This is a genomic window from Hydrogenophaga sp. YM1, assembly GCF_016903055.1.
Taxonomy (GTDB): domain Bacteria; phylum Pseudomonadota; class Gammaproteobacteria; order Burkholderiales; family Burkholderiaceae_C; genus Hydrogenophaga; species Hydrogenophaga borbori.
In genome coordinates this window covers 942292-967417 of the sequence record NZ_CP070223.1, presented here as the reverse complement: position 1 = coordinate 967417, position 25126 = coordinate 942292, and the positions used below count along the sequence as shown (strand labels likewise).

Below are 25126 nucleotides of genomic sequence, written 5' to 3'. Positions count from 1 at the left end.
GTCACCTGGAAAGCAATTGGGTCTTGAGCTGTTCGAACTCGCGGTCGGCGTCCAGCGTCTTGCGGTTGGTGGACAGGGCCATGCTGGCCTGCGCACCCTGTCCGCTCGGCGTCAGCCAGACCCACAGGCGGCGCTCGCGGACGTAGAGCATGGCAAAGACGCCGATGATGAGCAACAGGCAGCCCAGGTAGACGACGGTCTGACCCGGGGCGCGGGCCACCTGGAAGACACTGGCCTGCACATGGGTGAAGTCCGTCAGCTCGAAGGCCATGGGCGCCGGGTAGAAAAAGGTGTCGGACAGGCTGATCACCGCCTGCGTCATGAAGCGCTGGGCGGGTTCGTCGCGCGCCAGCGGCGCCAGGCCGGCCTTTTCGCGGCTGAGCTGCAGCAGCTCGAACAGGGTGCCGTTGAGGATGCGCACCAGCACGTCGCTGGCGCGCTCGCGCTCGGCCTCGGGCACGTTGGCCTGCAGGAAAGCGGCCACGGCCTGCAGGCCGCCGCTCGCCTCGCGGGGGGCACTGCCGTCGGCGCCCTTCATGGCGCTCGCGCCGTTCGGGCCATTCGCCGCCACCGCGTCCGCCACCGGCGTGACGCGTTCCGCGCCCGAAAACAGCGCCAGCGCGCGCGAGGCCGAGGCCACCAGGGCCTGCTCCAGGTCCGCGCGGCCCGGCTCCACCGACTGCGCGGCGTAGCGGCGCACGGCCTCGGCGCGCAGCGCCGGGTCGCTCAGCGCGGCGCGCAGCCGCACGAAGCCATCCAGGCTGTCGTTCTCGTCGGCCGGCACGCGCAGGTAGCGGAAGCTGTCCTGTGGTGTTTCGCGCAGGCCCAGCAGGTAAACGCGCTGGCCATCGAGCTCCATCGGCAGCATGTAGTTGTGGTATTCCACCGCCTGGCCCGCCGCGTCGCGCAGCTTGTAGGTCACGCTGGGGCCCACGTTGCGCAGGGTCTTCTCGGTCACGGTCTTGTGCGCGGCGCCGAGGCGGCTTTCGATGGACTCGCGCAGGTCGACCTTGCGCACGTCGGCCCCGCTGCCGGTGGCGGCGAAGTTCTCCACGTTGATGACGCGCAGGCTGGTGAACTCCAGCGAGAGCTTCTGATCGCCGTTGCTCAGTTCGGTGGATCCGCCGATGGTGCCTTCGACCTCGAAGGGTTTGCCCGGGCCATTGATGGGCACGGCCTTGAGCTTCACGCGAGAGCCGCCGTCGTCGAAGCTGGACTGGTAGATCGCCACGCCGCGGTGGAAGGCCGGGTGGTTCACCTCCACGCGGGCGTTCTTCTGTTCACCGGTCTCGCGGTCGTGGATCACGATCTCGCTGGCGAACAGCCGCGGCATGCCGGTCTCGTAGTACTCGACGATGAACTTCTTGAGTTCCACCGAGAACGGCAGCTCCTGCAGCAGCACGCCGCCGGGCTGCGTGAGGATGGCCGTGCTGGACGCGGTGCCTTCGGTCACCAGCAGATTGCCGCGGAAGGTGGGGTTGGCGGTGGACAGCCGGTACTGCTCGGGCACGTCGGCGATCAGGCCGCCGCCCTGGTAGATCTGCTTGCCGTTGAACCAGGTCTGGGCGCGCACCATCAGGTCACCGTCCAGCAGGCCGCCGATGCACACCATCACGATGGCGCTGTGCGCCGCGATGTAGCCCCACTTGTTCGCGGCGCCGGCCTTGGCCGCCAGCATCCAGCCGGTGCCCTGGGGCGTCTCGCGCGACTGCAGTTTCACCTTCCAGCCCGAGCCCAGCAGCGCCTGGCCCATGCGGTTGGCGGCGGCCTCGGGCGCCTCGGCCAGCTCGCCCTGCGCCTTGTGCGGGAAGGCCTTGAGGCTTTGCTCGCGGATGTTTTCCTTGTAGGCCTTGAGGTCGGCCAGGATCTTGGGCGTGTTGCGCGCAATGCACAGGCTGGTACTGACCACCAGGAAGGCCAGGATCAGCAGGAACCACCAGGCGCTGTAGACGGTGTAGAGGTTGGCCGCCGCGAACACGTCGGCCCAGAAGGGGCCGAACTGGTTGACGTAGTTGTTGTAGGGCTCGTTCTGCTTGACCACCGTGCCGATGACCGAGGCGATGCAGATCACCGTCAGCAGCGACACGGCAAAGCGCATCGACGACAGCAGCTCGACCCAGTCGCTCAGGCGCCGCGGGGCGGAGCGCAATTCCAGGCCTTGGGTGGAGACGGTCATGGGAGAAACACGTGGGGCAGAAAAAAAGGCGCGTCCCGTACGGACAGCGCCCTATCAGATGGCTTTCATGGCCGGCGGTTCAATTCATCGAGCGACGGGGCCGCATTGTGGGGCCAAACATCACTTGGTGCTTATATCCCAGGCGGGCCGAAGGGGCGCGGCCGGGGCCGCGCCACGCGCTTCAGCGCAGACCAGCGATGTAGTCGGACACCGCCTTGATCTCGCGGTCGGTCATCTTGGCGGCCACGCCGGCCATTTGCGGGTTGTTGGCGCGCGAGCCGTCGCGGAAGTGGCGCAGCTGCGTTTCGGTGTATTCGGCGTGCTGGCCGGCGATGTGCGGGAACTGCGAGGGAATGCCCGCGCCGTTCGGGCTGTGGCAGCCCGCGCAGGCGGCGATGCCGCGGTCGGCCAGGCCGCCGCGGTAGATGCGCTCACCCAGCTTCACCAGTTCGGCATCGGAGGCAAAGCCCTCCTTGGCTTTCTGCGAGGCCAGCCAATAGGCGATGTTGCGCATGTCGTCGTCGGACAGCGAGGCCGCCATGCCCTGCATGATCGCGTTCTTGCGCTTGCCGGACTTGTATTCCTGCAGCTGCTTGATGAGGTACTCGGGATGCTGCTGCGCAAGCTTGGGATTGGCCGGCGTGGTGGAATTGCCGTCCGCCGCGTGGCAGGCCACGCACACGGCGCCATAAGAGGCGGAGCCCTTGGCGAGGTCGGGCTTGGCCGACTGCGCGTGCGCGCTCAGGGACAGGGCGGCGGCCGCGGCAGCGACCAGGAGGGAGGCATGCAATTTCATGTCGGGCTGTCGGTGCGGTCGACGAATACGTGGGGCGCCTGGACCCCGTTCGGGGCGCTCGGCTGGACAAAACCCGCGGATTTTACAATGCGCTCCCAAACTGGCTCCCAATGACCCACGACCTCACTGCGGACCCCGGCCGCGACCCACGACTGGCGAACGGCTGGCTGCACACCGCCCGCTTCCTTACCACCGCCCCCCAACTGGAGCATCTGCCGGCCCTCGAGGTGCCGGAGATCGCCTTCGTCGGGCGCTCGAACGCGGGCAAGTCCACCGCCATCAACACCCTCACCCAGCAAAAGCGCCTGGCTTTCGCCTCCAAGACGCCTGGGCGCACGCAGAGCATCAACCTGTTCTCCCTGGGCAAGCAGGGCGCCACCGACGCCGTGCTGGCCGACCTGCCCGGCTACGGCTACGCCGCCGTGCCGCGCGAGGCCAAGATCCGCTGGCAGCGCGTGATGGCCAACTACCTGCTCACCCGCCCCAACCTGGTGGCGGTGGTGCTGCTGGTGGACCCGCGCCTGGGCCTGACCGAACTCGACGAGGCCCTGCTGGAGGCCATCCGCCCGCGCGTGGAGCAGGGCCTGAAGTTCCTGCTGCTGCTCACCAAGGCCGACAAGCTCACGCGCACCGAGGCCAACAAGGCCTTGTCGATCGCCAAGCTGCAGTCGGCCGGCGGCGAAGCGCGGCTGTTCTCCGCGCTGAAGAAGCAGGGCCTGGACGAGGTGGCCATGCTGCTGTGGCGCTGGACGCATGAGCCGCCCAGCGGCGCCGCCCCCGAGGCCGACACCGACGAGCCGGACGAGGTGGCCTGAAGGCCGCGACTAGAACAGATAGAAGGGTGGCGCGCCCGGCGGGCGCGTCTTGAACCGCTTGTGCACCCAGTAGTACTGCTCGGGCGCCTCGGCGATGAAGCCTTCGAGCCGGCGGTTCATCTCGGCGGTGTCGGCGGTCACGTCGCCCGTGGGATAGTCGGCCCAGGGCGAATGCACCGTGACCTCGTAGCCATCGGGCACCAGCCGCGCCGTCACGGGCACCACCTGCGCGCCGCCCAGGCGCGCCAGACGCGGCAGCGAGGTGAGCGTGGCCGCCGGCACGCCGAAGAAGGGCACGAAGACCGCGTCGCGCTCGCCATGGTCCATGTCGGGCAGCAGGTACAGCGGTAGGCCCTCGCGCAGGGCCGTGGCCAGGGCGCGCAGGCCCTGGCGCTTGCCCACCACGTGCGGGTTGCCGAAACGCTGCCGGCCCTCGGCCATCCAGCGGTCCACGTCGGCGTTGAGCTGCTCGGCGTACAGGCCGCAGAAGCGGCGCGACAGGTGCGCGGTCAGTGCCGTCCAGCCGGCGTCCATGCCCACGAAATGGGGCGCGAAGATCACCGTGGGCGCCTGACCCTCCAGGGCCTCGAGGTCGCCGCGCAGCAGCAGGCGGCGCTTGACCACGTGGCCGGGTGCTTCCCACAGCCAGCCGCGGTCCAGCCAGGCCTGGGCGAAGAACACGAAATGGCGCCGGATGGCGGCGTCGCGCTCGGCCTCGGAATGGTCCGGGAAGCAGGCGGCCCAGTTGGTGCGGGCGATGCGCCGCCGCCGCGTGGCCACCACGTGCAGCACGCTGCCCAGCGCCCAGCCCAGGGCACGCACCCAGTGCAGCGGCAGGCGCGCCAGCAGGCGCATGAGGCCCAGGCCCAGCCGGTTGCTCAGCCGCGCCGGCGGTCCGGTGTCGGGGGCGGGCGCGGGGGACGGGGTGGAGGTCGGCATCAGCGCGGTGGCTTGTAGCGGTCGTACGACCACAGGTACTGGGCGGGCGATTCTCGCACCAGGGATTCCATGGCCGCGTTGACGGCGGCGGCCGCGGCCTGCGGGTCGGCCGGCAGCGGCTCGGCCAGCGGCCGCACGTGCACCACGTAGCCCTGGCCCCAGGGCAGGCGCTCGCCCCAGCTCAGCAGCACCTGGGTGTCGCCCGAGCGCGCCAGCCGGGCCGACAGGGTCATGGTGTAGGCCTCGCGCCCGAAAAACGGTGCCCATGTGCCCAGGCCCTTGGGCGGCACCTGGTCTGGCAACAGGCCCACGGCCTCGCCCGACTTCAGCGCCTGCACCAGCTGGCGCACCCCCGACAGGGTGGTGGGCGCCGTGCGCAGGCCGGGGCGCTCGCGCGAGTGGTCCACCAGCGCGCGCAGCCAGGGTTGGCGCGCGGGACGGAACAGCACGGTCATGGGCCGGCGGGCGCCGAAGCGCGCAGCGTAGGCCTGGGCGGTGATCTCGAAGCAGCCCAGGTGGGGGGTGAGGAACAGCAGGCCGCGCCCGGCGGCCGACGCGGCCTCGATGTGCTCGGCGCCGTCCCAGCGCACCGGCGCCGGCGCGCCCAGCCACAGCCGGGGCAGTTCGGCGACCAGCTTGCCGGCCTCGGCCACCGAGCGCCACGCCACGCCCGGCGGCATGCCCGCCTGTCGGGCGTTGGCCAGCAGCCGCCGGCGGTAGCGCGGCGACAGCAGGAAGCTCAGCCAGCCCAGGACCACCCCCGCGCCGTGCAACAGGGGCAGGGGCAGGCGGCTGCCCAAGGCAAACAAAAGACGGATCAGCGTGACCAAGTGGGGGACGCCAGCGGGGCCGGCTGAACTAGAATCGCCGGATCGCCGAGTTGATGAACTGATTGCGGGGCGATTCACAAATACCGCTAAAGCGTTCGCCGACTTCTGACAGACCGGCAAACGCCGATCCGACAACCTCAGGAGTTTAAATGGCGAGCGACTTCCTCTTCACGTCCGAATCCGTGTCCGAAGGCCACCCCGACAAGGTGGCGGACCAGATCTCCGACGCCATCCTCGACGCGATCTTCGAACAGGACCCGCGCAGCCGCGTGGCCGCGGAGACCCTGACCAACACCGGTCTCGTGGTGCTGGCCGGCGAGATCACCACCAACGCCCACGTCGACTACATCCAGGTCGCGCGCGACACCATCAAGCGCATCGGCTACGACAACACCGAATACGGCATCGACTACAAGGGCTGCGCGGTGCTCGTGGCCTACGACAAGCAGTCCAACGACATCGCCCAGGGCGTGGACCACGCCTCCGACGACCACCTCAACATCGGTGCCGGCGACCAGGGCCTGATGTTCGGCTACGCCTGCGACGAGACGCCCGAGCTCATGCCCGCGCCGATCTACTACGCGCACCGCCTGGTCGAGCGCCAGGCGCAGCTGCGCAAGGACGGCCGCCTGCCCTTCCTGCGTCCGGACGCCAAGAGCCAGGTGACCATGCGCTACGTGGACGGCAAGCCGCACAGCATCGACACCGTGGTGCTGTCCACCCAGCACTCGCCCGACCAGAGCGAGACGCCCACCAAGATGAAGGCCAGCTTCAACGAAGCCATCATCGAGGAGATCATCAAGCCGGTGTTGCCCAAGGAGTGGCTCAAGGACACCAAGTACCTGATCAACCCCACCGGCCGCTTCGTCATCGGCGGCCCGCAGGGCGATTGCGGCCTGACCGGCCGCAAGATCATCGTCGACACCTACGGCGGCGCCTGCCCGCACGGCGGTGGCGCGTTCTCCGGCAAGGACCCGTCCAAGGTGGACCGCTCGGCCGCCTACGCCGCACGCTACGTGGCCAAGAACATCGTGGCCGCGGGCCTGGCCAAGCAGTGCCAGATCCAGGTCGCCTACGCCATCGGCGTGGCGCGCCCCATGAACGTGACCGTCTACACCGAAGGCACCGGCGTCATCCCCGACGAGCAGATCGCCCAGCTGGTGCAGGAGCATTTCGACCTGCGCCCGAAGGGCATCATCCAGATGCTGGATCTGCTGCGCCCCATCTACGCCAAGACCGCCGCCTACGGTCACTTCGGCCGCGAGGAGCCGGAGTTCACCTGGGAAAAAACCGACAAGGCCGCCACGCTGCGCGCCGCGGCTGGGCTCAAGTGAGCCCGGCGATCGCGCAGCGGTGTGAGCAAAAACCCCGAAGCGGCGGCCTGAAGTAAGCCAAAACGCCTCATATGAAGCCCCGCCGGCGAGAGCCCGCGGGGCTTTTTCGTGCGGAAATGCGCTGGAAACACCCCGCTATTGCTCGGCGGGCTGGCTGAATTTTTCCGTTCGGCGTCCGATATCCACCGGCAAGGACCCCTTTTTTCCGAGCCAACCGTACCGGAGCCTTCATGGAGATCGACCTGCCCCTCACCGGCCCCGCCGGCGACAGCGCCAGCGCCCAGTGCCTGTTCGACCAGGCGCCGTGCGGCCTCGTCGCGCTGGACGCCGAGCTGCAGTGCCTGCGCGCCAATGGCACCCTGCTGCGCTGGCTCGGCCATGCCGACGCGCCCGCGCAGGCCCTGGCGGGGCTGTTCGAACCGGCCGACCACGGCAGCCAGCAGCAGGCGCGCCTGCACCTGGACCTGCTGCGCCAGACGGGTGAGCCGCAGACGCTGGACGTGAGCCTGCGCCGCGCCGACGGCAGCGTGTTCCGCGCCCGCCTCAGCTCCACGGCCGTGCGCGACGCCGATGGCCATTTCCTGCACAGCAGCAGCCTGGTGATGCCCGCGCCCGAACCCGTGGCGCCCGCGGCCGCCGCCTCGCCCGCCGAGGCGCTGTTGCGCGGCGTCATCGACCGCGTTCCCGCGCGCCTGGCCTACTACGACAAGGACCTGATCTGCCGCTTCGCCAACCTGGCGCACGCGGCGCGCTATGGCAAGCGACCCGAGCAGGTGGTGGGCTCGCATCTGAGCGAGGTGGTGCGCCCCGATCTGCTGCCCGAGATCCTGCCGCGCGTGGCCGCCGCCCTCAGCGGTGAACGCCAGAGCTTCGAGGCCGAGCGCCTGGACGCCGCCGGCCAGCGCTGCTACTTCGAGATTCACTACATCCCCGACCAGCAGGGCGACGAGGTCAAGGGCCTGCTGATCGAGCTGCACGACATCAGCGAGCGCCGCCGCACCGAGGAGCTGGTGCTCCACGCCAACCGCGACCTCGAGGACCGCGTGCGCGAGCGCACCACCGAGCTCTACGAAAGCGAGCAGCGCTACCGCCTGATGGTCGATGCGCTGCAGGACTACTGCATCTACTTCATCGACGACGCCGGCCGCATCACCGAATGGACCGAAAGCGCGCAGCGCCTGCACGGCCACCCGCGCCCGCAGATCCTGGGCCAGCGCTTTGACACGCTGATGAGCAGCGACAACGCGGGCGAGGACGAGGTCGACGCGGGCCAGGTGCTGCGCCTGGCCAAGTCGCACGGCCAATGGGAGTCGCGCGGCTGGCGGCTGCGCTCGGACGGCTCGCGCTTCTGGGCACACACCGTGGTCACCGCGCTGCGCAACCAGCAGGGCGAGCTGCGCGGCCTGTCGTGCATCACGCGCGACATGACCGCGGCCAAGAACCTCGAGGACGTGATGAACGACCTCAACCGCGAACTGGAAAAGCGCGTGGCCGAGCGCACGCGCCAGCTGGTGGCCGCCAACAAGGACCTCGACGTCTTCTCGCACATGGTCTCGCACGACCTGCGCGCGCCGCTGCGACACATCAGCAGCTTCACCAGCCTGCTCAACGAGCAGCTCGGCGAGTCCGACGAGCCCATGGTCCAGCAGTGCCTGCAGTCCATCGGCAAGTCGACCAAGCGCATGAGCCAGATGATCGAGGGCCTGCTGGAGTACGCGCGCCTGGGCCGCGTCGCCATCGAGTCGCAGCCCGTGCCGCTGAGCCCGCTGCTGCACGGCGTGGTGGCGCACCTGCGCCAGGAGAACGCGCAGCGCCAGATCGAGTGGGTCATCGACCCCGATCTGCCCATGGTGCGCGGCGACGCCATGCTGCTGGCCCAGGCCTGGGGCAACCTGCTGGACAACGCGGTGAAGTACACGCGCAAGCACCCCAAAGCGCGCATCGAGGTGGGCTGCAAGGTCAACCCGGTGGGCGGGCACATGTTCTACGTCAGCGACAACGGCGCCGGCTTCGACCTGGAAAAGGCGCACAACCTGTTCGTGATGTTCCAGCGCCAGCACCACTCGATGGATTTCGAGGGCAACGGCACCGGACTGGCATTGACGCAGCGCATCATCGAGCGCCACGACGGCCGCATCTGGTGCGAGACCGCGCCGGGCCGCGGCTGCACCTTCTACTTCACCCTGCCCTTCGACGGCGCGGAGCCCGCCCCGGCGTTCACCGTCTCGGCCATGGCCGCGCTGGCGGCCTGAGCGCCTGCCCCCACGGGCAGCGGCCGGGATAATCCCCGGCCATGCCCGCTTCCCCCTCCCTGTTCGACCTCGGCGCGCGCACGGCCCTCGTCACCGGCGCCGCGCGTGGCCTGGGCCGCGCCATCGCCGGCGCCCTGGCCGCGCACGGCGCGCGCGTGTGGCTGGGCGGGCGCGACGCGGCCGCCCTGACCGCGGCGGCCGAGGCCATCGGCCCGAACGCCCGCGCCCTGCCCTTCGACGTGTCCGACCACGCGGCCGCCAGCGCCGCCGTGGCGCGCGTGCTGGCCGAATCCGGCCGCCTGGACATCGTGGTCAACGCCGTGGGCCAGCGCCGCCGCGAACCGCTGCAGGCCTTGCCCGCCCAGGCCCTGCGCGACATGCTCGAGTCCAACCTGGTGGCCGCCTGGCACCTGTGCCGCGAGGCCGCCGAGCCCATGCGGCGGCAGGGCCACGGGCGGCTGATCAACATCACCTCCATCGCCGGCCCGCTGGCGCGCGCCGGCGACGCGGCCTACACCACCAGCAAAGGCGGCCTGGAGGCCATGACGCGCGCGCTGGCGGCCGAACTGGGGCCGCATGGCATCACGGCCAACGCCATCGCCCCGGGTTACTTCGCCACCGAAACCAACGCGGCCATGGTGAACGACCCGGGCGTGGCCGACTGGCTGCGCCAGCGCACCTCCGTCGGCCGCTGGGGCCGGCCCGAGGAGATCGCCGCCGCCGCGGTGTTCCTGGCTTGCGACGCCGCCAGCTACGTCACCGGCCAGGTGGTGGCCGTGGACGGCGGCTACCTCGCGCACTTCTGAGCGCCGCCGCGTGGCGGCCCCGCCACGCGCGCCGCGCGTTCGATCACCAAGGCGTCGCGCAGCGCCATCCACCCCCCGTTTCCGGCCTTCACCCCCTTCGACGGCGGCCGATTCTCCGCAGCACAGTTCCCTTCATTTCCAGGAGCCGCCATGCGTGTGAATCTCCCCGTGTCGCAGCGCGAGTACCCACTCGCCGAACGGATGACGCTGCTGTCCACCACCGACACCGACAGCCGCATCACCTACGTCAACGAGGCCTTCGTCACCGTCAGCGGCTTCACGCGCGACGAGCTGCTGGGCCAGCCGCACAACCTGGTGCGCCACCCCGACATGCCGGTGCAGGCCTTCGAGGACATGTGGCGCACGCTGCGGCGGGGCCAGGCCTGGTCGGCGCTGGTGAAGAACCGCCGCAAGGACGGCGACCACTACTGGGTGCGCGCCAACGTCACGCCGCTGCACCGAGACGGCCGGCTCAGCGGTTACCTCTCGGTGCGCACCACGCCCTCGCGCGCCGAGATCGACGAGGCCGAGCACTGGTACGCCCGCTTTCGCGAGGGCCGGGCCGCGGGCCACGGCTTTCGCCAAGGCCTGCTGGTGCGCACCGGCCCGCTGGCCTGGCTGGACTGGGACCGCACGCTGGGCACCGGCACGCGCGCCGCGCTGCCGCTGGCGCTGTGCGCCGCCGCGGGCTGGGCGCCGCTGCTGGCCGGCGTCCCCGCCGGCGCGGGCGCGCTGGCCCTGCTGGCCGCGCAGGCCAGTGCGCTGGCGCTGGGCCTGGCCTGGTACCGCGCGCAGTTCGGGCGCCCGCTGCGCGAGCTGGGCGAGTACGCCCAGGCCCTGTCCTGCGGTCAGATGCCACCGCCCCACACGGCGCGGCGCCTGGACGCCATCGGCCGGCTGCAGCGCTCGCTGAACCAGGCGGCGCAGAACATGAAGGCCCTGGTCGACGACGTCGGCATCCGCGCCGCGCGCGTGGCCGCGGCCAGCCAGCAGATCGCCACCGGCAACGACGACCTCAACCACCGAACCGACCAGGCCGCGGCCTCGCTGCGGCAGACGGCGGCCTCCATGGACGAGCTCTCGGACAGCATCCAGCGCAACACGCGGGCCGCGCAGCTCGCCGCGGCGCGCGTGCACGAAGCGTCCGAGGTCGCCCTGGCGGGCGGCCACGCGGTCAAGGACGTGGTCGGCACCATGGACGGCATCGCCCGCTCGAGCCAGCGCATGGGCGAGATCATCGGCGTGATCGACGCCATCGCCTTCCAGACCAACATCCTGGCGCTCAACGCCGCCGTGGAGGCGGCGCGCGCGGGCGAGCAGGGCCGCGGCTTCGCCGTGGTGGCCGCCGAGGTGCGCGGCCTGGCCCAGCGCAGCGCCGATGCCGCGCACGAGATCCGCGCCCTGATCGCGCAGGCCATCGACACGGTGGAGGCGGGCGTACGCAAGGTCGACGCCGCGGGCGAGACCATCTCGCGCACCAGCGGGCGCGTGAGCGACGCCCACGCGCTGATCGACGAGATGGGCGCCGCCGCCACGCACCAGGCCAGCCGCGTGGCCGAGGTCGGCCAGGCCATGGCCGAACTCGATCAGCTGACCGCGCGCAACGCCGCCCTGGTGGAAGAGCTGCTGGCCGCCGCGCACAGCCTGCGCGGCGAGGCCAGCCGCCTGGACGCGGCCGTGGGCGTGTTTGCCTAGGCCGTGCCGGCCTGGGTGTCCGCCCCCTCGGGCCCGCCCGGCCCGAGCAGGCGGCCATGCCAGCGATCGATCTTCACGAACTGCCCGCCTTCGATCAGCAGGCCGATGTGCCGCGCGATGGTCTCGCGCCGCGTGCCCAGCATGCGCGCCAGCTCGGTGTGGCTGGGGATGCGGAAGGCCGCGCGGCCTTCCTCGTGCGCGATGAGGCGCAGCGCCTCGCCGAGCTGGGCCGTGACGTTGCCGCCGCGTGGCACGCGCGACCAGTCGGCCAGGTTGTCGACGTAGCGCGCCAGGGCCTGGAACAGGCAGCGGCGGAAAGCCCGGTCGCCCATGGCGATCTCATCGACCAGCCGCACCGGGATCTCGCAGACCCGCGCCGGCGTGATGGCCACCAGCGTGAGCGCGGCGGGCTGGCGGTACAGGTTGTTGAGCCCGGCCACATGGCCCTTGCCCAGCAGGCAGACCGGCCGCTTCTCGCCGCGCGCCGCGCGCCGCAGGCCCTGGAACAGGCCCAGCTTGACCACTTTTACGCTGAGCGAGCGCAAGCCCTGCTCCTCGATCTGCCCGCCCAGGGGCACGGCGCGCTCGACGATCTGACCTTGCAAGGCGGCGATGCGCTCGGCCGGCAGGCTGGAGACGATGCAGCGCTGGCGCGTCGAGCAAAGGTCGCAGCGGCCACCGGCGGACGCGGCGGCCTTGGTCATGGCGTGGGCAGACATGGCCGCGATTGTTGACTCGGCCCGGCACGCGCGCTACGACTTTTGTGGCACCCCGGTGTGCGTTCGATCACTAAGGCAGCGGGATCGCCCCCATGAATGCCGCCGCTGGCGCCATGATGGTCCGGGGAAGGTCGTGCCGACCCGGCCTGACGCCGGCGGCGCGGCCGGGTTTCCGCCCGCGAGGGCCCACCTGGCGTCCCGGCGGGGACGGTGCCATGCTTGCATCAGACATCGGCTTTGAGAATCTCGGTTCGTGGCTGCAGGTGCTGCAGCGCATCGTCGAACACAGCGCCAACATGGTCGTCATCACCGACCGCGATCAGCGCATCCGCTGGGTCAACCGCGCCTACTCGGCCGTCACCGGCTGGCCACTCGACGAGGTGCAGGGCAAGCGCGCCAGCGAGTTCCTGCACGGTCCGCTGACCAGCCAGCGCGCCACCGCGCAGCTCAAGACCGCGCTGTCGGGCGGGCGCGCGGTGTCGGGCGTCGAACTGGTGAACTACCGCAGGGACGGCCAGGCCTACACGGTGCTGCTCAACATCGAGCCCATCCACGACGGGCATGGCAACGTGGCGGCCTTCTTCTCGATCCAGACCGACATCAGCGAGCGCAAGCGCCTGGAGCTGGCCAACGCCAGCCTGCAGCGCCACCTGGACGCGGCGCAGAAGCTCGCGCGCCTGGGTCGCGTGGAGTACGACCACGAGAGCGCGCGCACGCGCTGGTCGAACGAGGTTTTCGAGCTGCTGGACCGCGCGCCCGACGACGCGCCGCACGACTTCGCCGAGCTGATGGAGGCCGTGCCCCCTGAGCGGCGCGAGGGCCTGCGCCACAAGCTCGCGCAATCGCTGCGCACCGGCGAGGCCTTCGACGAGGAGTTCCCGCTGCTCAGCGCCCAGGGACAGCGGCGCTGGGTGCGCTGCCGCGGCATCCCGGACTTCACCGGTGAGGGCTACCGCCTGCCGGCCACCTGGACGGTGCAGGACGTGACCGTCTACTACGAGCTATTGGAGGAGCGCCAGCGCACCAACGAAACCTTGAACCGCGTGGTCGGCGAGCGCACGCGCCAGCTCGAGGAGGCCAACCGCACGCTCACCGACTTCTCGCACGCCATCTCGCACGACTTGAAGAAGCCGATCCGCCACATGGTGAGCTTCGCCGAGATCCTGCAGAGCATGCTGGACGCCGGCGACCTGGAGCAGGCCCGGCTGTACGGCGAGAAGGTGCGCGCCGCCGGCCGCCACCTGCAGACCCTGGTGGAGGCGCTGCTGCGCTTCTCGCGCCTGGGCCGCCACGCGGTGGACAAGCAGCCCCTGGCCCTGCGCCAGACGATCGAACCGCTGGTGGCGGAGGCCCTGGCCACGCACCCCGGGCGGCGCATCGAGTTCAGCGGCCTGGACAGCCTGCCCGTGGTGATGGCCGACCCAGTGCTGATCCACGAGGTCTGGGTCAATCTGATCGACAACGCCGTGAAGTACTCCGCCCAGCGCGATCCCGCGCGCATCGCCTTCGGCTGTCGCGAGGAGGCCGCGGGCTGGGACGTCTGGATCCAGGACAACGGGCGCGGCTTCGACCCCAGCCAGCACGAGCGCATCCTGCAGATGTTCGGCCGCGCCTGCGAAGACCCCGAGATCGCGGGCGACGGCATCGGCCTGGCGCTCACCCAGCAGATCGTCGACAGCCACGGCGGGCGGCTGTGGGGCGCATCCGCGCCGGGCGAGGGCGCGACCTTCCACGTCTGGCTGCCCAAGCCCGCCGCACCCTGAACCGGGCGCCGGGACAGCCGCCCGTGCGGCAAGTCTCTTGGCATTCCCCCAGGCTGAATGCTGGTTGATTTCATTGAGGGAAGACCTTGTCAACAGGTCTCCCGGGGCCGTTGGCGCAGTCCCCTCACAGGGGCAGTCGTGGCTGAGCTGGCATGGCGGTCAACGGCCAGCCGCGGGCATTTGGGGAGGCTTTCAGTGACCCTTGAGCATGTCATCGGCCAACTGCTTGTCGTGAACGCCAAACTTGTCCACCAGCGTGGCGCTCGCCTCGTTCAAGCCAAGAACCTCGACCGCCACGCCCTTTCGGCGCAGCTTGAAGACAACCTTGTCCAGCGCGCTCACGGCGGTGATGTCCCAGAAGTGCGCGTGACTTAGGTCGATGCGTACCTGCTTCTGTAGTGCATCGAAGTCGAATGCATCCACAAATCGGTCGGCGGACGCGAAGAACACTTGTCCGTAGATGCTGTATGTGCGCCGCTCTCCCGCGTCGTCCTGAGTGACCTGGATGAGAAGGATTTGACCGACCTTGTGCGCGAAGAAGAAGCCTGACAGCAACACGCCTGTCAGCACTCCCTTCGCCAGGTCGTGTGTGTAGACGGTCACCGCCACGGTAGCCAGCATCACGACGCTCGAGCTCTTCGGGTGATCCCGCAGGTTCCTGAACGAGGACCAGTTGAAGGTACCGATGGACACCATGATCATCACCGCGACCAATGCCGCCATCGGGATGCGCGCCACCCAATCGCCCAGAAACACAACCAGGATGAGCAGCACGACCCCCGCGGTGAGGGTGGACAGGCGACCGCGTCCTCCGGACTTCACGTTGATGACGGACTGACCGATCATGGCGCAGCCCGCCATCCCGCCGATGAAGCCGGTGGCGATGTTGGCCACGCCCTGTCCCACGCACTCGCGGTTCTTGTCGCTTCGCGTGTCGGTCATGTCGTCCACGATGGTGGCGGTCATCAGCGACTCCAGCAGCCCCACCACCATGAGCGTCAGCGAGTAGGGCAGGATGATGGTCAAGGTCTCCAAGGTCCACGGGATGTCAGGAACGAAGAACGACGGCAGGCTGTCAGGCAAGGCGCCCATGTCGCCCACCGTGCGGATGTCCAGGCCCAGTGCGATGGAGGCCGCCGTGAGGACGACGATGGTGACGAGCGGGGACGGTACCGCCCGGGTGAAGTAGGGCAGGCCATAGATGATGAGCAGACCCGCCGCCGTCATCGCGTAGACGTGCCACGTCACGTTGATGAGCTCAGGAAGCTGGGCAAGGAAGATGAGGATGGCCAGGGCGTTCACGAAACCGGTGACGACCGAGCGGGAGACAAAGCGCATCAGCGCCCCCAGTCGCGCCCAGCCGGCCAAAACCTGAAGCACACCCGTCAGGACGGTGGCCGCCAACAGGTAGTCCAAGCCGTGGTTTTTCACCAGGCTGACCATGACAAGCGCCATTGCGCCGGTGGCGGCCGAGATCATCCCCGGTCGTCCACCCGCGAACGCGATGATGGTGGCGATGGAGAACGAGGCGTAGAGACCCACCTTCGGGTCGACGCCCGCGATGATCGAGAAGGCGATGGCTTCGGGGATGAGCGCCAGCGCCACCACGAGGCCGGCCAACAAGTCATTGCGCGTGTTGGAGAACCACGCGCTGCGCAAGGATTGGAGGGACATGACAATGCCGCCCCGCGATGGTTTGGGGGCAGAGAACGAGGGGAGGAAAGGGATGACCTGCGCTGTGCAGGTCGGCGAAGGCCGCGACGGCGCGGTCGCTGGGAACCTCAGGGTGGGCTGACGGAGCGGAAGTGGCCGCGCGGCAAGCCGGAGCCCGGAAAGACAGGTGAGGCCAAGCTCACCAGTGTTACATGTTGCACCGCAACATTATAAGTTTGATCCTCATCCGCCACATTGGCGGTGCTGGCTACCGCTGCGTGGCGCGGTCTCAGCCGCCCGCTCGAATCGGCCAGCCGCCACAGCGCACCTTCGTGAATCCGAACTGCCGCCGCATCACTTGGAACACATGCTCGACCTTGGCTCGGACGCTGCCGCGCCGCAAAGACACGGCCCGGCCGATGCCGGGCCGACGGTCGCGCGATTTACCGGAAGCCCAGCACGGTAATGCCGACGGGTGCCCCGCCCACAGGCACGTTTCTCTGCGCGGTCAGATTGCCCGTTAGCGGGTCTGGCGTGTGAACGGCCAAAGCATTGGTGCTTTGCTGGGCCACATACACCGCGCCAGATACCGGATCGGTGTTGATGCCTTCCGGCAAGCCGCCTGTGGCGAGCTGTCCGAGGAGAGTCAATGCGCCCGTCGTTTGGTCAATGCTGTAAGACCCGACGGTTGCGCTGGTTTCGTTGGTCACGTACAGCGACTTGCCGCTGGCGTCGATCACCATGTTTTGCGCCGTGGTGCCGGCCGGAAAAGGCGCCCCAGCCATGGCGGTCAGATTGCCTGTCGCCGGGTCGACGACGAAGCCGTTGATCTGGTTGCCGCCGGTCGTGATGTACAGGAAGCGGCCCGACGGATCCATGGCGAGAAACCGGGTGTTGACCACGGTAGGGGTCTCCCCCAACGCTGTGGCCGCGCCGGTCGTGGCGTTCAGCGAGTAGATGCTGATGGAGCCGGCAATGTAGTTGGCCACGTACATGAACTGGCCATCCGGCGTCATCTGCACAGCCAAGGGGTACGTGCCTGTTGGCACTGTGCCTTGCAGCGTGAGCGCGCCCGTAGCGGTGTTCACTGCCAAGACGCTGAGGGTGTTGCTTGCTCGATTGGCCGCATAGAGATATTTCCCATTCCGCGACATGGCCATGGCTTGAGGCTGAGACTGCCCGGTTGCGGTGGGAGAGCCAGGCAACGGCGTCAGCTCGCCCGTATCCATGTCGATGGCGTATGAGCGCACGGTATTGGTGACCACATCCGCCAGGTAAAGGAATCGACCGCTCGGTGCGAGAGTGCCGCCGAATATGCCGCCTTGCGAGACCGAAAAGCCGGTCAGGGTCAGATCCCCCGTCACATCATCGACCGTGAGAACCTTGGTCGCCGACAAGAAAGTGGCAAAGGCGAAGTGCGGCGGCCGGTTGCACGTCACGGAAACGGTGGGCGATACCCCATCAGCCACCTGGCCTGCACCGCCGCTCACGGTACACGTCTGTGGAGGCATCTCCGGCGGCGCTTTGACGCTGACCTGATAGGACGCGCCCACGGCCACGGCCGTGGAGAACGAGGTGGTGCCGTCTGCCGAAATGACAAGGTCATCGCCCAGGTTGTTCTGCAGCGTGAGACCCGAACCTTTCAAGCCCTGCACTTGTACCCTGACCGTCTGTGGCGCCGCAGCGGGGTACGGTGTGCGGCTGTCGCCACCACATGCCGTGAGCGCAAGCGCCAGCATGGCCACAGCAAACGGTGGCATCCAAGGCGCGCGCGCAGGCAGCGCGCCGCCAGAAAGGACAGAGGGTGAGGGCATTGAAGTTTCCGGCGACGGGGCGGACGAACGAGCCGCTTAATGCCTGCGCAGAAACGACTTGCCTAAAGAAAGATACAAAGTGTAAGGGCTTGAATCGCCGGGAAGCCCCTGCGGGGCAAGGGCGTTGGTCAGAGCGGGGGGCACCCATGCGGCGCACAGGTGTGCGGTCGGGGCAACGCAGCCGGATGCGTAGGCGCGTTCGGAACGCCCGGCTCAGGCCGCTGCCTGTGCTGCCACCCAGTCCGTGAACCTCGCCTTGCCCAGGCGCGGTGTCGACGCCAGCCTGGCACCGGGGTCGAATCGTCCAGTCGGCCCGGATCGGCCCGCACCTCGCGTGGGTCATTCTTCGCGGCGAAGTGACGTTTCCGCAGCCGCCCGGGCGGCGCGGACGGTTCTTGAAACCGTCACGCCCGCCCTTATCATTAGCACTCGCTGGCGCCGAGTGCTAACATCCGCGCCCGTGTCCCGGTTCCAAGCCGGGGCCCCCTTTTTCCCCTAGCCCTCTTTTCCATTCAGGAGATGCAATGAAACTTCAGCCTCTCGGCGACCGCGTGGTCGTCAAGCGCGTCGACAGCGAAACCAAGACCGCCTCGGGCATCGTCATCCCCGACGCCGCTGCCGAGAAGCCCGATCAGGGCGAAGTCCTGGCCGTGGGCCCGGGCAAGACCGGTGACGACGGCAAAGTCCGCGCCCTGACCGTCAAGGTGGGCGACCGCGTGCTGTTCGGCAAGTACAGCGGCCAGACCGTCAAGGTCGACGGCGACGAGCTGCTCGTCATGAAGGAAGACGACCTGTTCGCGGTCGTCGTGAAGTAATTCCCCTCCCCCCTGATTCGTACTGAAGGAGCCAAACATGGCAGCAAAAGACGTGGTTTTCGGCGGTGACGCCCGTGCGCGCATGGTCGAGGGTGTGAACATCCTGGCCAACGCCGTCAAAGTGACCCTGGGCCCCAAAGGCCGCAACGTGGTGCTCGAGCGCTCGTTCGGCGCCCCCACCGTCACCAAGGACGGTGTCTCGGTCGCCAAAGAGATCGAACTGAAAGACAAGCTCCAGAACATGGGCGCGCAGATGGTCAAGGAAGTCGCTTCCAAGACCAGCGACAACGCCGGTGACGGCACCACCACCGCCACCGTGCTGGCCCAGGCCATCGTGCGCGAAGGCATGAAGTACGTGGCCGCCGGCATGAACCCCATGGACCTCAAGCGCGGCATCGACAAGGCCGTCGTGGCCCTGACCGAGCAGCTGAAGAAGGCCTCCAAGGCCACCACCACCAGCAAGGAAATCGCCCAGGTCGGCGCCATCTCCGCCAACTCCGACGAGTCCATCGGCAAGATCATTGCCGACGCCATGGACAAGGTCGGCAAGGAAGGCGTGATCACCGTGGAAGACGGCAAGTCGCTGGACAACGAACTCGACGTCGTCGAAGGCATGCAGTTCGACCGCGGCTACCTGTCGCCCTACTTCATCAACAACCCCGAGAAGCAGGCCGCCCTGCTGGACAACCCCTTCGTTCTGCTCTTCGACAAGAAGATCAGCAACATCCGCGACCTGCTGCCCGTGCTGGAGCAAGTCGCCAAGGCCGGCCGTCCGCTGCTGATCATCGCCGAGGAAGTCGAGGGCGAAGCCCTGGCGACCCTGGTGGTCAACACCATCCGCGGCATCCTGAAGGTTGTGGCCGTCAAGGCGCCGGGCTTCGGCGACCGCCGCAAGGCCATGCTGGAAGACATCGCCATCCTCACCGGCGGCAAGGTCATCGCTGAAGAAGTGGGCCTGACGCTCGAGAAGGTGACCCTGGCCGACCTGGGCCAGGCCAAGCGCATCGAAGTGGGCAAGGAAAACACCACCATCATCGACGGCGCCGGCGCCGCGGCCGACATCGAGGCCCGCGTCAAGCAGATCCGCATCCAGATCGAGGAAGCCACCAGCGACTACGACCGCGAGAAGCTGCAAGAGCGCGTGGCCAAGCTGGCCGGCGGCGTGGCCGTGATCAAGGTCGGCGCTGCCACCGAGGTCGAGATGAAGGAGAAAAAGGCCCGCGTGGAAGACGCGCTGCACGCCACCCGTGCCGCCGTGGAAGAAGGCATCGTGGCCGGTGGCGGCGTGGCACTGCTGCGCGCCCGCCAGGCCGCTGGCGCCATCAAGGGCGACAACGCCGACCAGGACGCCGGCATCAAGCTGATCCTCAAGGCCATCGAAGCCCCGCTGCGCGAGATCGTGGCCAACGCCGGCGGCGAGCCGAGCGTGGTGATCAACGCCGTGCTGGGTGGCAAAGGTAACTACGGCTTCAACGCCGCCAACGACACCTACGGCGACATGATCGAGATGGGCATCCTGGACCCGACCAAGGTGACCCGCACCGCGCTGCAGAACGCCGCGTCCGTCGCTTCGCTGATGCTCACGACCGAGTGCATGGTCGCCGAGGCGCCGAAGGAAGACGCGCCGGCCATGCCCGGTGGCGGCATGGGTGGCATGGGCGACATGGGCGGCATGGGCATGTAATTGCTCCTTGCCTGAGGGCGCATGGCGGCGTTGCAGCCGCTTGCCGTGGCTCTGCCACCGTCAGCGCGGCTGCGCCTTGCCCTGCTCCCTCAGGCTGCGTCGTTGGAGCGTTTTGGCGTTCCTCGAAGCAGCCGGCCAAAAAAAACCCCGCGAGCGATCGCGGGGTTTTTCTTTTGGGGCCGCCGCTTGGTGCGGGGCTCAGACCATCAAGGCTTCGAGCTTGACCGTGTCGGCCGCGAAGGCGCGGATGCCTTCGGCGAGTTTTTCGGTGGCCATGGCGTCTTCGTTGAGCGCGTAGCGGAAGCCCGCCTCGTCGTAGCGCACGGGCGCGATGTCCAGGCGCTTCGCCGCCTCGGCGTCGAGCGCGCGCGACAGCGGCGCCTCGCTGGCCGCGAGCTGGGCCAGCAGCTCGGGGCTGATGGTGAGCAGGTCGCAACCCGCCAGCGCAGTGATCTGGCCCACGTTGCGAAAGCTCGCACCCATCACTTCCGTGGCCACGCCGTGGCGCTTGTAGAACTCGAAGATGCGGCGCACCGAGCGCACGCCGGGATCGTTGGCGCCGGCGTTGGCGGCCTCGTCCCATTGGGCGCCGGCCTGTTTCTTGTACCAGTCGTAGATGCGGCCCACGAAGGGCGAGATCAGGCGCACGCCGGCCTGGCCGCAGGCCACGGCCTGCGGGAAGGAGAACAGCAGCGTGAGGTTGGTGTGGATGCCTTCGCGCTCCAGTTGCTCGGCCGCGCGGATGCCTTCCCAGGTGGCGGCGATCTTGATCAGCACGCGTTCGCTGTCCACGCCCTCGGCGCGGTACAGGGCGATCAGCCGACGCGCGCGCTCAAGCGTGGCGGCGGTGTCGAAGCTCAGGCGCGCATCGACCTCGGTGGACACGCGGCCGGGAATGAGCTGGAGGATCTCGACGCCGAAGCGCACCAGCAGCCGGTTCATCAGCTCCACCTTGTCGGCCGCGCCGTGGCGCGCAATGGCCTCGGCCAGCAGCGGCGCGTACTCGGGCTTTTGCACCGCCTTCAGTACGAGCGAGGGGTTGGTGGTGGCGTCGCGCGGGGCGTAGGCCGCCAGTTGCCGAAAGTCGCCGGTGTCGGCGACCACGGTGGTGAACTGTTTGAGGGCGTCGAGCTGGTTCATGGGCGGATTATGGCGCCGCCAGGTAATAAAATTTCAGCCATTCGGACCACCTGGTAACACGCCATGCTCGACCGCATCAAGGCCTCGATGCCCTCGCTCGCCCCGGCCGAACAGCGCGTGGCCAAGCTCGTGCTGCAAGACCCGCGCAGTTTCGCCAGCCTGCCGGTGAGCGAGCTGGCCGAGCGCGCGCACGTGAGCAAGCCCACGGTGGTGCGCTTCTGCCGCAGCATGGGCTACGACGGCCTGTCGGATTTCAAGCTGAAGCTGGCAGGCACCGTGAGCGAGGGCGTGCCCTTCATCCACCGCAGCGTGGACGCCGACGACAAGACCAGCGACGTGATGGTCAAGCTCATCGACAACACCGTGGCGGCCTTTCTCAAGTACCGCAACGACGCCTCGCACCACGCGATCGAGCGCGCCGTGGATGCGCTCGTGGCCACGGGCAAGGCGCGCGGGCGCATCGAGTTCTACGGCGCGGGCAACTCGGGCATCGTCGCGCAGGACGCGCAGCACAAGTTCTTCCGCCTGGGCATCAACGCCGTGGCCTACAGCGACGGCCACATGCAGGTGATGGGCGCCTCGCTGCTGGGGCCGGGCGACTGCCTGGTGATCGTGTCGAACTCGGGCCGCACGCGCGACCTGATGGACGCGGCCGACATCGCGCGCCGCCACGGCGCCACGGTGATCACCATCACCACCAGCGGCTCACCCCTGGCGCAGGCCGGACACATCCACCTGGCGGCCGACCACCCCGAGGGATACGACCGCTACAGCCCCATGACCTCGCGGCTGATGCACCTGATGGTGATCGACATCATGGCCACCTGCCTCGCGCTGCGCATCGGCGGCGCCAAGCTGCAGCCGCTGTTGCGCGAGATGAAGAACAACCTGCGCAACAAGCGCTACGCCTGAGCGTCAGATCCGCCCCTCCTCCACCGCGTGGCAGGCGATGCGGATGCCGCCGATGTCCTTCAGCACCGGGCGCTCGTGGCGGCAGCGGTCGTTGGCGTGCGGGCAGCGCGGGTTGAAGGCGCAGCCGCTCGGTGGGTTCAGCGGGTTGGGCACCTCGCCCTGCACCGGCGTGCGCGCCTTGCCGGTGTCGTGCATCTTGGGGATGGCGTCGAGCAGCATGCGCGTGTAGGGGTGGCGCGGGCTCTCGAACAGCGTGTGCTTGGGCGCCAGCTCCACCAGGCGGCCCAGGTACATCACGCCCACCTGGTCGCTCACATGGCGCACCACGGCCAAGTTGTGGCTGATGAACAGGTAGGTGAGGCCGCGCTCGCGCTGCAGGTCCTTCATGATGTTGAGCACCTGCGCCTGCACCGACACGTCCAGCGCGCTGGTGGGCTCGTCGCAGACCAGGAAGTCCGGCTGCGTGGCCAGGGCGCGCGCGATGGAAATGCGCTGGCGCTGGCCGCCGCTGAACTGGTGCGGGTACTTCAGGCTGTCGTGAGGGCTCAGGCCCACGGAGCGCAGCAGCTCATCGACGCGGTCGCGCAGTGTCGCCGGATCGGTTTCGATCTGGTGCTCGCGCAAGGGCTCGGCGATGATGTCCTGCACGCGCCAGCGCGGGTTCAGGCTGGCGTACGGGTCCTGGAAGATCATCTGGATGCGCCGGCGCAGCACGCGCCCGGCGGGCGTCTTGAAAGCGGCGTGCGCGTCCTGGTTGTCGAACTGGAAGCCCCCGCGCGTGGGCTCGTACAGGCCCACCAGCAGGCGCGCCACGGTGCTCTTGCCGCAGCCGGATTCGCCCACCAGCGCCAGCGTCTGGCCGCGCGGGATGTCGAAGCTCACGCCGTCGACGGCGCGCAGCAGCTGGCGCGGCTTGCGCTCCAGCACGCGGTTGAGCCAGGGTGGCGAGACGTCGAAGGTCTTGGCCAGGTCGGTGGCGCGCACCAGCGCGGTGGCATCGGTGGTCACGGCGGTGCTGCTCATGCCGCGGCTCCCGAGGCCTGCAGCCAGCAGGCCGCGCGCGTGGCGCCCGCGTCCATGAGGTCGGGACGCTCGACATGGCAGCGGTCGAACACGCGCTCGCAGCGCGGGTTGTAGGCGCAGCCCTTGGGAATGGCGTTGAGGCGCGGCATGGCGCCGTCGATCTGGTGCAGCCGCTCGCGTTCCTGGCTCATGTCGGGGATGCAGGCCATCAGGCCACGGGTATAGGGGTGGGCCGGCTGGTTGATCACCTCGTGCACGGGGCCGATCTCGGCGATGCGCCCGGCATACATCACGGCCACGCGGTCGCAGGTTTCGGCGATCACGCCCATGTCGTGCGTGATCAGCATGACGGCGGCGCCGCGCTGTTTGCAGATGCTCTTGAGCAACGTGATGATCTGCGCCTGGATGGACACGTCCAGCGCGGTCGTGGGCTCGTCGGCGACGATGAGCTGGGGCTCGGCCGCCAGCGCCAGCGCGATGACCACGCGCTGGCGCATGCCGCCGCTGAACTGGTGCGGGTAGTGGTCGATGCGCTGCTCGGCCGCCGGAATGCCGGTGTCCCGGAGCAGCTGGATCGCGCGCTCGCGAGCCTCGGCCGCGTTCACCGGCAGGTGGGTGGTGATGGTTTCGATCAGCTGGCGGCCCACCGAGTACAGCGGGTTCAGCGAGGTCAGCGGGTCCTGGAAGATGGCGCCGATCTTGCGCCCGCGGATGCGCCGCATCTTTTCGTGCGGCAGGTTGTCGATGCGCTGGCCTTCGAGCAGGACCTGGCCCGAGGCGATGCGCCCGGGCGGCTCCAGCAGGCCAATGATGGACGCACCGGTGAGCGACTTGCCCGCGCCGGACTCGCCCACCACGCCCAGGATCTCGCCGGGCGCGATGTCGAAGGAGATGTCGTCGAGCGCGCGCAGGGTGCCGCGGCGCGTGGGGAACTCGACGACCAGGTTCTTGACTTGCAGCAGGCTCATGGTCAGCGCAGCCTTGGGTTGAGAGCGTCGCGCAGCCAGTCGCCCAGCAGGTTCACGCTGAGCGCGATGAGGATGAGCATGAGGCCGGGGAAGATGGTGATCCACCACTCGCCGGAGAAGAGGTAGTCGTTGCCCACGCGGATGAGCGTGCCCAGCGAGGGCGAGGTGGGTGGCGCACCCACGCCCAGGAAGGACAGCGTGGCCTCGGTGATGATGGCCGTGGCCACCTGGATGGTGGCCAGCACCAGCACCGGGCCCATGACGTTGGGCAGCACGTGGCGGCCCATGATGCGCAGCGGCGCCACGCCGGTCACGCGCGCGGCCTGCACGTATTCCTTGCTGCGCTCCACCAGCGTGGAGCCGCGCACCGTGCGGGCGTACTGCACCCAGCCGGCCAGGGTGATGGAGATGATGAGCACGCCGAAGGCCAGCGTCTCGTGCGCGTTGGGGAACAGCGCGCGGCCCACGCCGGCGATCAGCAGCGCGATGAGGATGGGCGGGAACGACAGCATCACGTCGCACAGGCGCATCAGGAAGCCATCCAGCCAGCCGCCCACGAAGCCGGCCAGCAGGCCCAGGGTCACGCCGATGAGCACCGACAGCACCACCGAAGCCAGGCCCACCGCGAGCGAGATGCGCGCGCCGTACATGAGCGCGGAGAGGATGTCGCGGCCCTGGTCGTCGGTGCCCAGCAAGAACTGCGAATTGCCGCCCTCCTGCCACACGGGCGGCAGGCGCGCGTTCATCAGGTCCAGCGTGGCCAGGTCGAAGGGGTTGTGGGGCGCGATCCACGGAGCGAAGACCGCGCAGACGACGCAGATGAGCGCGATCACCGCCGCCACGATGGCCGTGGGCGAGGTGCGAAAGCTGTACCCGACGTCGCTGTCGAGCGCGCGGCGAATGAGGGCGATCAAGGAAATGTCCCGAAAGAAGATGCGGATCGGAAGGTCAGGGCCAGCGCGGAGCCGGCTGCGCCGGGCCGCTGCTGGCGC

The 25126-nt window shown here is 68.9% G+C and carries 20 protein-coding genes; 9 read left to right on the top strand and 11 right to left on the bottom strand.

Going from position 1 to position 25126, the window contains the following annotated elements:
- Position 1: 1 nt before the first annotated feature.
- Positions 2 to 2176, bottom strand: a complete 2175-nt coding sequence (locus tag JNX00_RS04725; protein WP_204744263.1) for a cytochrome c biogenesis protein ResB — start codon at positions 2174 to 2176, stop codon at positions 2 to 4.
- A 181-nt stretch (positions 2177 to 2357) separates the two neighbouring features.
- Entirely contained in the window at positions 2358 to 2972 is a 615-nt protein-coding gene (locus tag JNX00_RS04720; protein WP_070399172.1) for a c-type cytochrome, read from the bottom strand.
- Between the two features lie 110 nt (positions 2973 to 3082).
- On the opposite strand from JNX00_RS04720, the gene yihA reads away from it, so the two are divergent.
- Entirely contained in the window at positions 3083 to 3787 is a 705-nt protein-coding gene (yihA, locus tag JNX00_RS04715) for a ribosome biogenesis GTP-binding protein YihA/YsxC (RefSeq protein WP_204744262.1), read from the top strand.
- Positions 3788 to 3796: 9 nt separating this feature from the next.
- On the opposite strand, the gene JNX00_RS04710 is transcribed toward yihA, so the two are convergent.
- Together JNX00_RS04710 and JNX00_RS04705 are read right to left on the bottom strand one after the other, a co-directional pair.
- The gene (locus JNX00_RS04710; RefSeq protein WP_083293154.1) at positions 3797 to 4726 is read right to left on the bottom strand and encodes a lipid A biosynthesis acyltransferase; all 930 of its coding nucleotides are present in this window, start codon (positions 4724 to 4726) and stop codon (positions 3797 to 3799) included.
- Entirely contained in the window at positions 4726 to 5556 is an 831-nt protein-coding gene (locus JNX00_RS04705) for a lysophospholipid acyltransferase family protein (RefSeq protein ID WP_204744261.1), read from the bottom strand. The genes JNX00_RS04710 and JNX00_RS04705 overlap by 1 nt, the downstream gene beginning before the upstream one ends.
- 149 nt (positions 5557 to 5705) lie before the next feature.
- Between JNX00_RS04705 and metK the strand changes: the two genes are divergently transcribed.
- The 4 genes from metK to JNX00_RS04685 all read left to right on the top strand — a co-directional run bounded on the left by metK (position 5706) and on the right by JNX00_RS04685 (position 11643).
- Entirely contained in the window at positions 5706 to 6890 is a 1185-nt protein-coding gene (metK, locus tag JNX00_RS04700) for a methionine adenosyltransferase (RefSeq protein WP_204744260.1), read from the top strand.
- Positions 6891 to 7120: 230 nt separating this feature from the next.
- Positions 7121 to 9142 (top strand): PAS domain S-box protein, encoded by a 2022-nt coding sequence (locus tag JNX00_RS04695; protein ID WP_204744259.1) that lies wholly within the window; start codon positions 7121 to 7123, stop codon positions 9140 to 9142.
- 41 nt (positions 9143 to 9183) lie between these two features.
- Entirely contained in the window at positions 9184 to 9948 is a 765-nt protein-coding gene (locus JNX00_RS04690; protein WP_204744258.1) for an SDR family oxidoreductase, read from the top strand.
- Positions 9949 to 10098: 150 nt separating this feature from the next.
- Positions 10099 to 11643, top strand: coding sequence for a PAS domain-containing methyl-accepting chemotaxis protein (locus tag JNX00_RS04685; RefSeq protein WP_070399177.1), 1545 nt, complete (start codon positions 10099 to 10101; stop codon positions 11641 to 11643).
- Here JNX00_RS04685 and JNX00_RS04680 read toward each other — a convergent pair.
- Complete coding sequence (locus JNX00_RS04680; RefSeq protein WP_139147045.1) at positions 11640 to 12362, bottom strand: Crp/Fnr family transcriptional regulator; 723 nt, start codon at positions 12360 to 12362, stop codon at positions 11640 to 11642. The genes JNX00_RS04685 and JNX00_RS04680 overlap by 4 nt on opposite strands.
- Before the next feature lie 215 nt (positions 12363 to 12577).
- Here JNX00_RS04680 and JNX00_RS04675 point away from each other — a divergent pair, with 215 nt between their 5' ends.
- Positions 12578 to 14125, top strand: coding sequence for a PAS domain-containing sensor histidine kinase (locus JNX00_RS04675; RefSeq protein ID WP_175442835.1), 1548 nt, complete (start codon positions 12578 to 12580; stop codon positions 14123 to 14125).
- 192 nt (positions 14126 to 14317) lie between these two features.
- Here the strand turns inward: JNX00_RS04675 and JNX00_RS04670 are convergent, their stop codons facing one another.
- Together JNX00_RS04670 and JNX00_RS04665 are read right to left on the bottom strand one after the other, a co-directional pair.
- The gene (locus JNX00_RS04670) at positions 14318 to 15799 is read right to left on the bottom strand and encodes a SulP family inorganic anion transporter (protein WP_204744257.1); all 1482 of its coding nucleotides are present in this window, start codon (positions 15797 to 15799) and stop codon (positions 14318 to 14320) included.
- Positions 15800 to 16221: 422 nt separating this feature from the next.
- On the bottom strand, positions 16222 to 17592 hold the full coding sequence (locus JNX00_RS04665) for a beta-propeller fold lactonase family protein (protein WP_204744256.1): 1371 nt from the start codon (positions 17590 to 17592) through the stop codon (positions 16222 to 16224).
- Positions 17593 to 18116: 524 nt separating this feature from the next.
- Here JNX00_RS04665 and groES point away from each other — a divergent pair.
- Positions 18117 to 18407, top strand: coding sequence for a co-chaperone GroES (groES, locus tag JNX00_RS04660; protein WP_070399180.1), 291 nt, complete (start codon positions 18117 to 18119; stop codon positions 18405 to 18407).
- Between the two features lie 37 nt (positions 18408 to 18444).
- Positions 18445 to 20091 (top strand): chaperonin GroEL, encoded by a 1647-nt coding sequence (gene groL / locus JNX00_RS04655; protein WP_070399181.1) that lies wholly within the window; start codon positions 18445 to 18447, stop codon positions 20089 to 20091.
- 198 nt (positions 20092 to 20289) lie between these two features.
- On the opposite strand, the gene tal is transcribed toward groL, so the two are convergent.
- Positions 20290 to 21231, bottom strand: a complete 942-nt coding sequence (gene tal, locus JNX00_RS04650) for a transaldolase (RefSeq protein WP_070399182.1) — start codon at positions 21229 to 21231, stop codon at positions 20290 to 20292.
- A gap of 63 nt (positions 21232 to 21294) precedes the next feature.
- Between tal and JNX00_RS04645 the strand changes: the two genes are divergently transcribed.
- Complete coding sequence (locus tag JNX00_RS04645; protein ID WP_070399183.1) at positions 21295 to 22143, top strand: SIS domain-containing protein; 849 nt, start codon at positions 21295 to 21297, stop codon at positions 22141 to 22143.
- Between the two features lie 3 nt (positions 22144 to 22146).
- Here JNX00_RS04645 and JNX00_RS04640 read toward each other — a convergent pair whose 3' ends face one another.
- The 3 genes from JNX00_RS04640 to JNX00_RS04630 are packed head-to-tail and all read right to left on the bottom strand — an operon-like array spanning position 22147 to position 25048.
- Positions 22147 to 23166: a dipeptide ABC transporter ATP-binding protein gene (locus JNX00_RS04640; protein WP_204744255.1), complete on the bottom strand. Its 1020-nt coding sequence runs from the start codon at positions 23164 to 23166 to the stop codon at positions 22147 to 22149.
- On the bottom strand, positions 23163 to 24134 hold the full coding sequence (locus JNX00_RS04635; RefSeq protein ID WP_204744254.1) for an ABC transporter ATP-binding protein: 972 nt from the start codon (positions 24132 to 24134) through the stop codon (positions 23163 to 23165). Before JNX00_RS04635 ends, JNX00_RS04640 begins: the two co-directional genes overlap by 4 nt.
- Positions 24135 to 24136: 2 nt before the next feature.
- Positions 24137 to 25048 (bottom strand): ABC transporter permease, encoded by a 912-nt coding sequence (locus JNX00_RS04630; protein ID WP_070399186.1) that lies wholly within the window; start codon positions 25046 to 25048, stop codon positions 24137 to 24139.
- Positions 25049 to 25126: the final 78 nt, after the last annotated feature.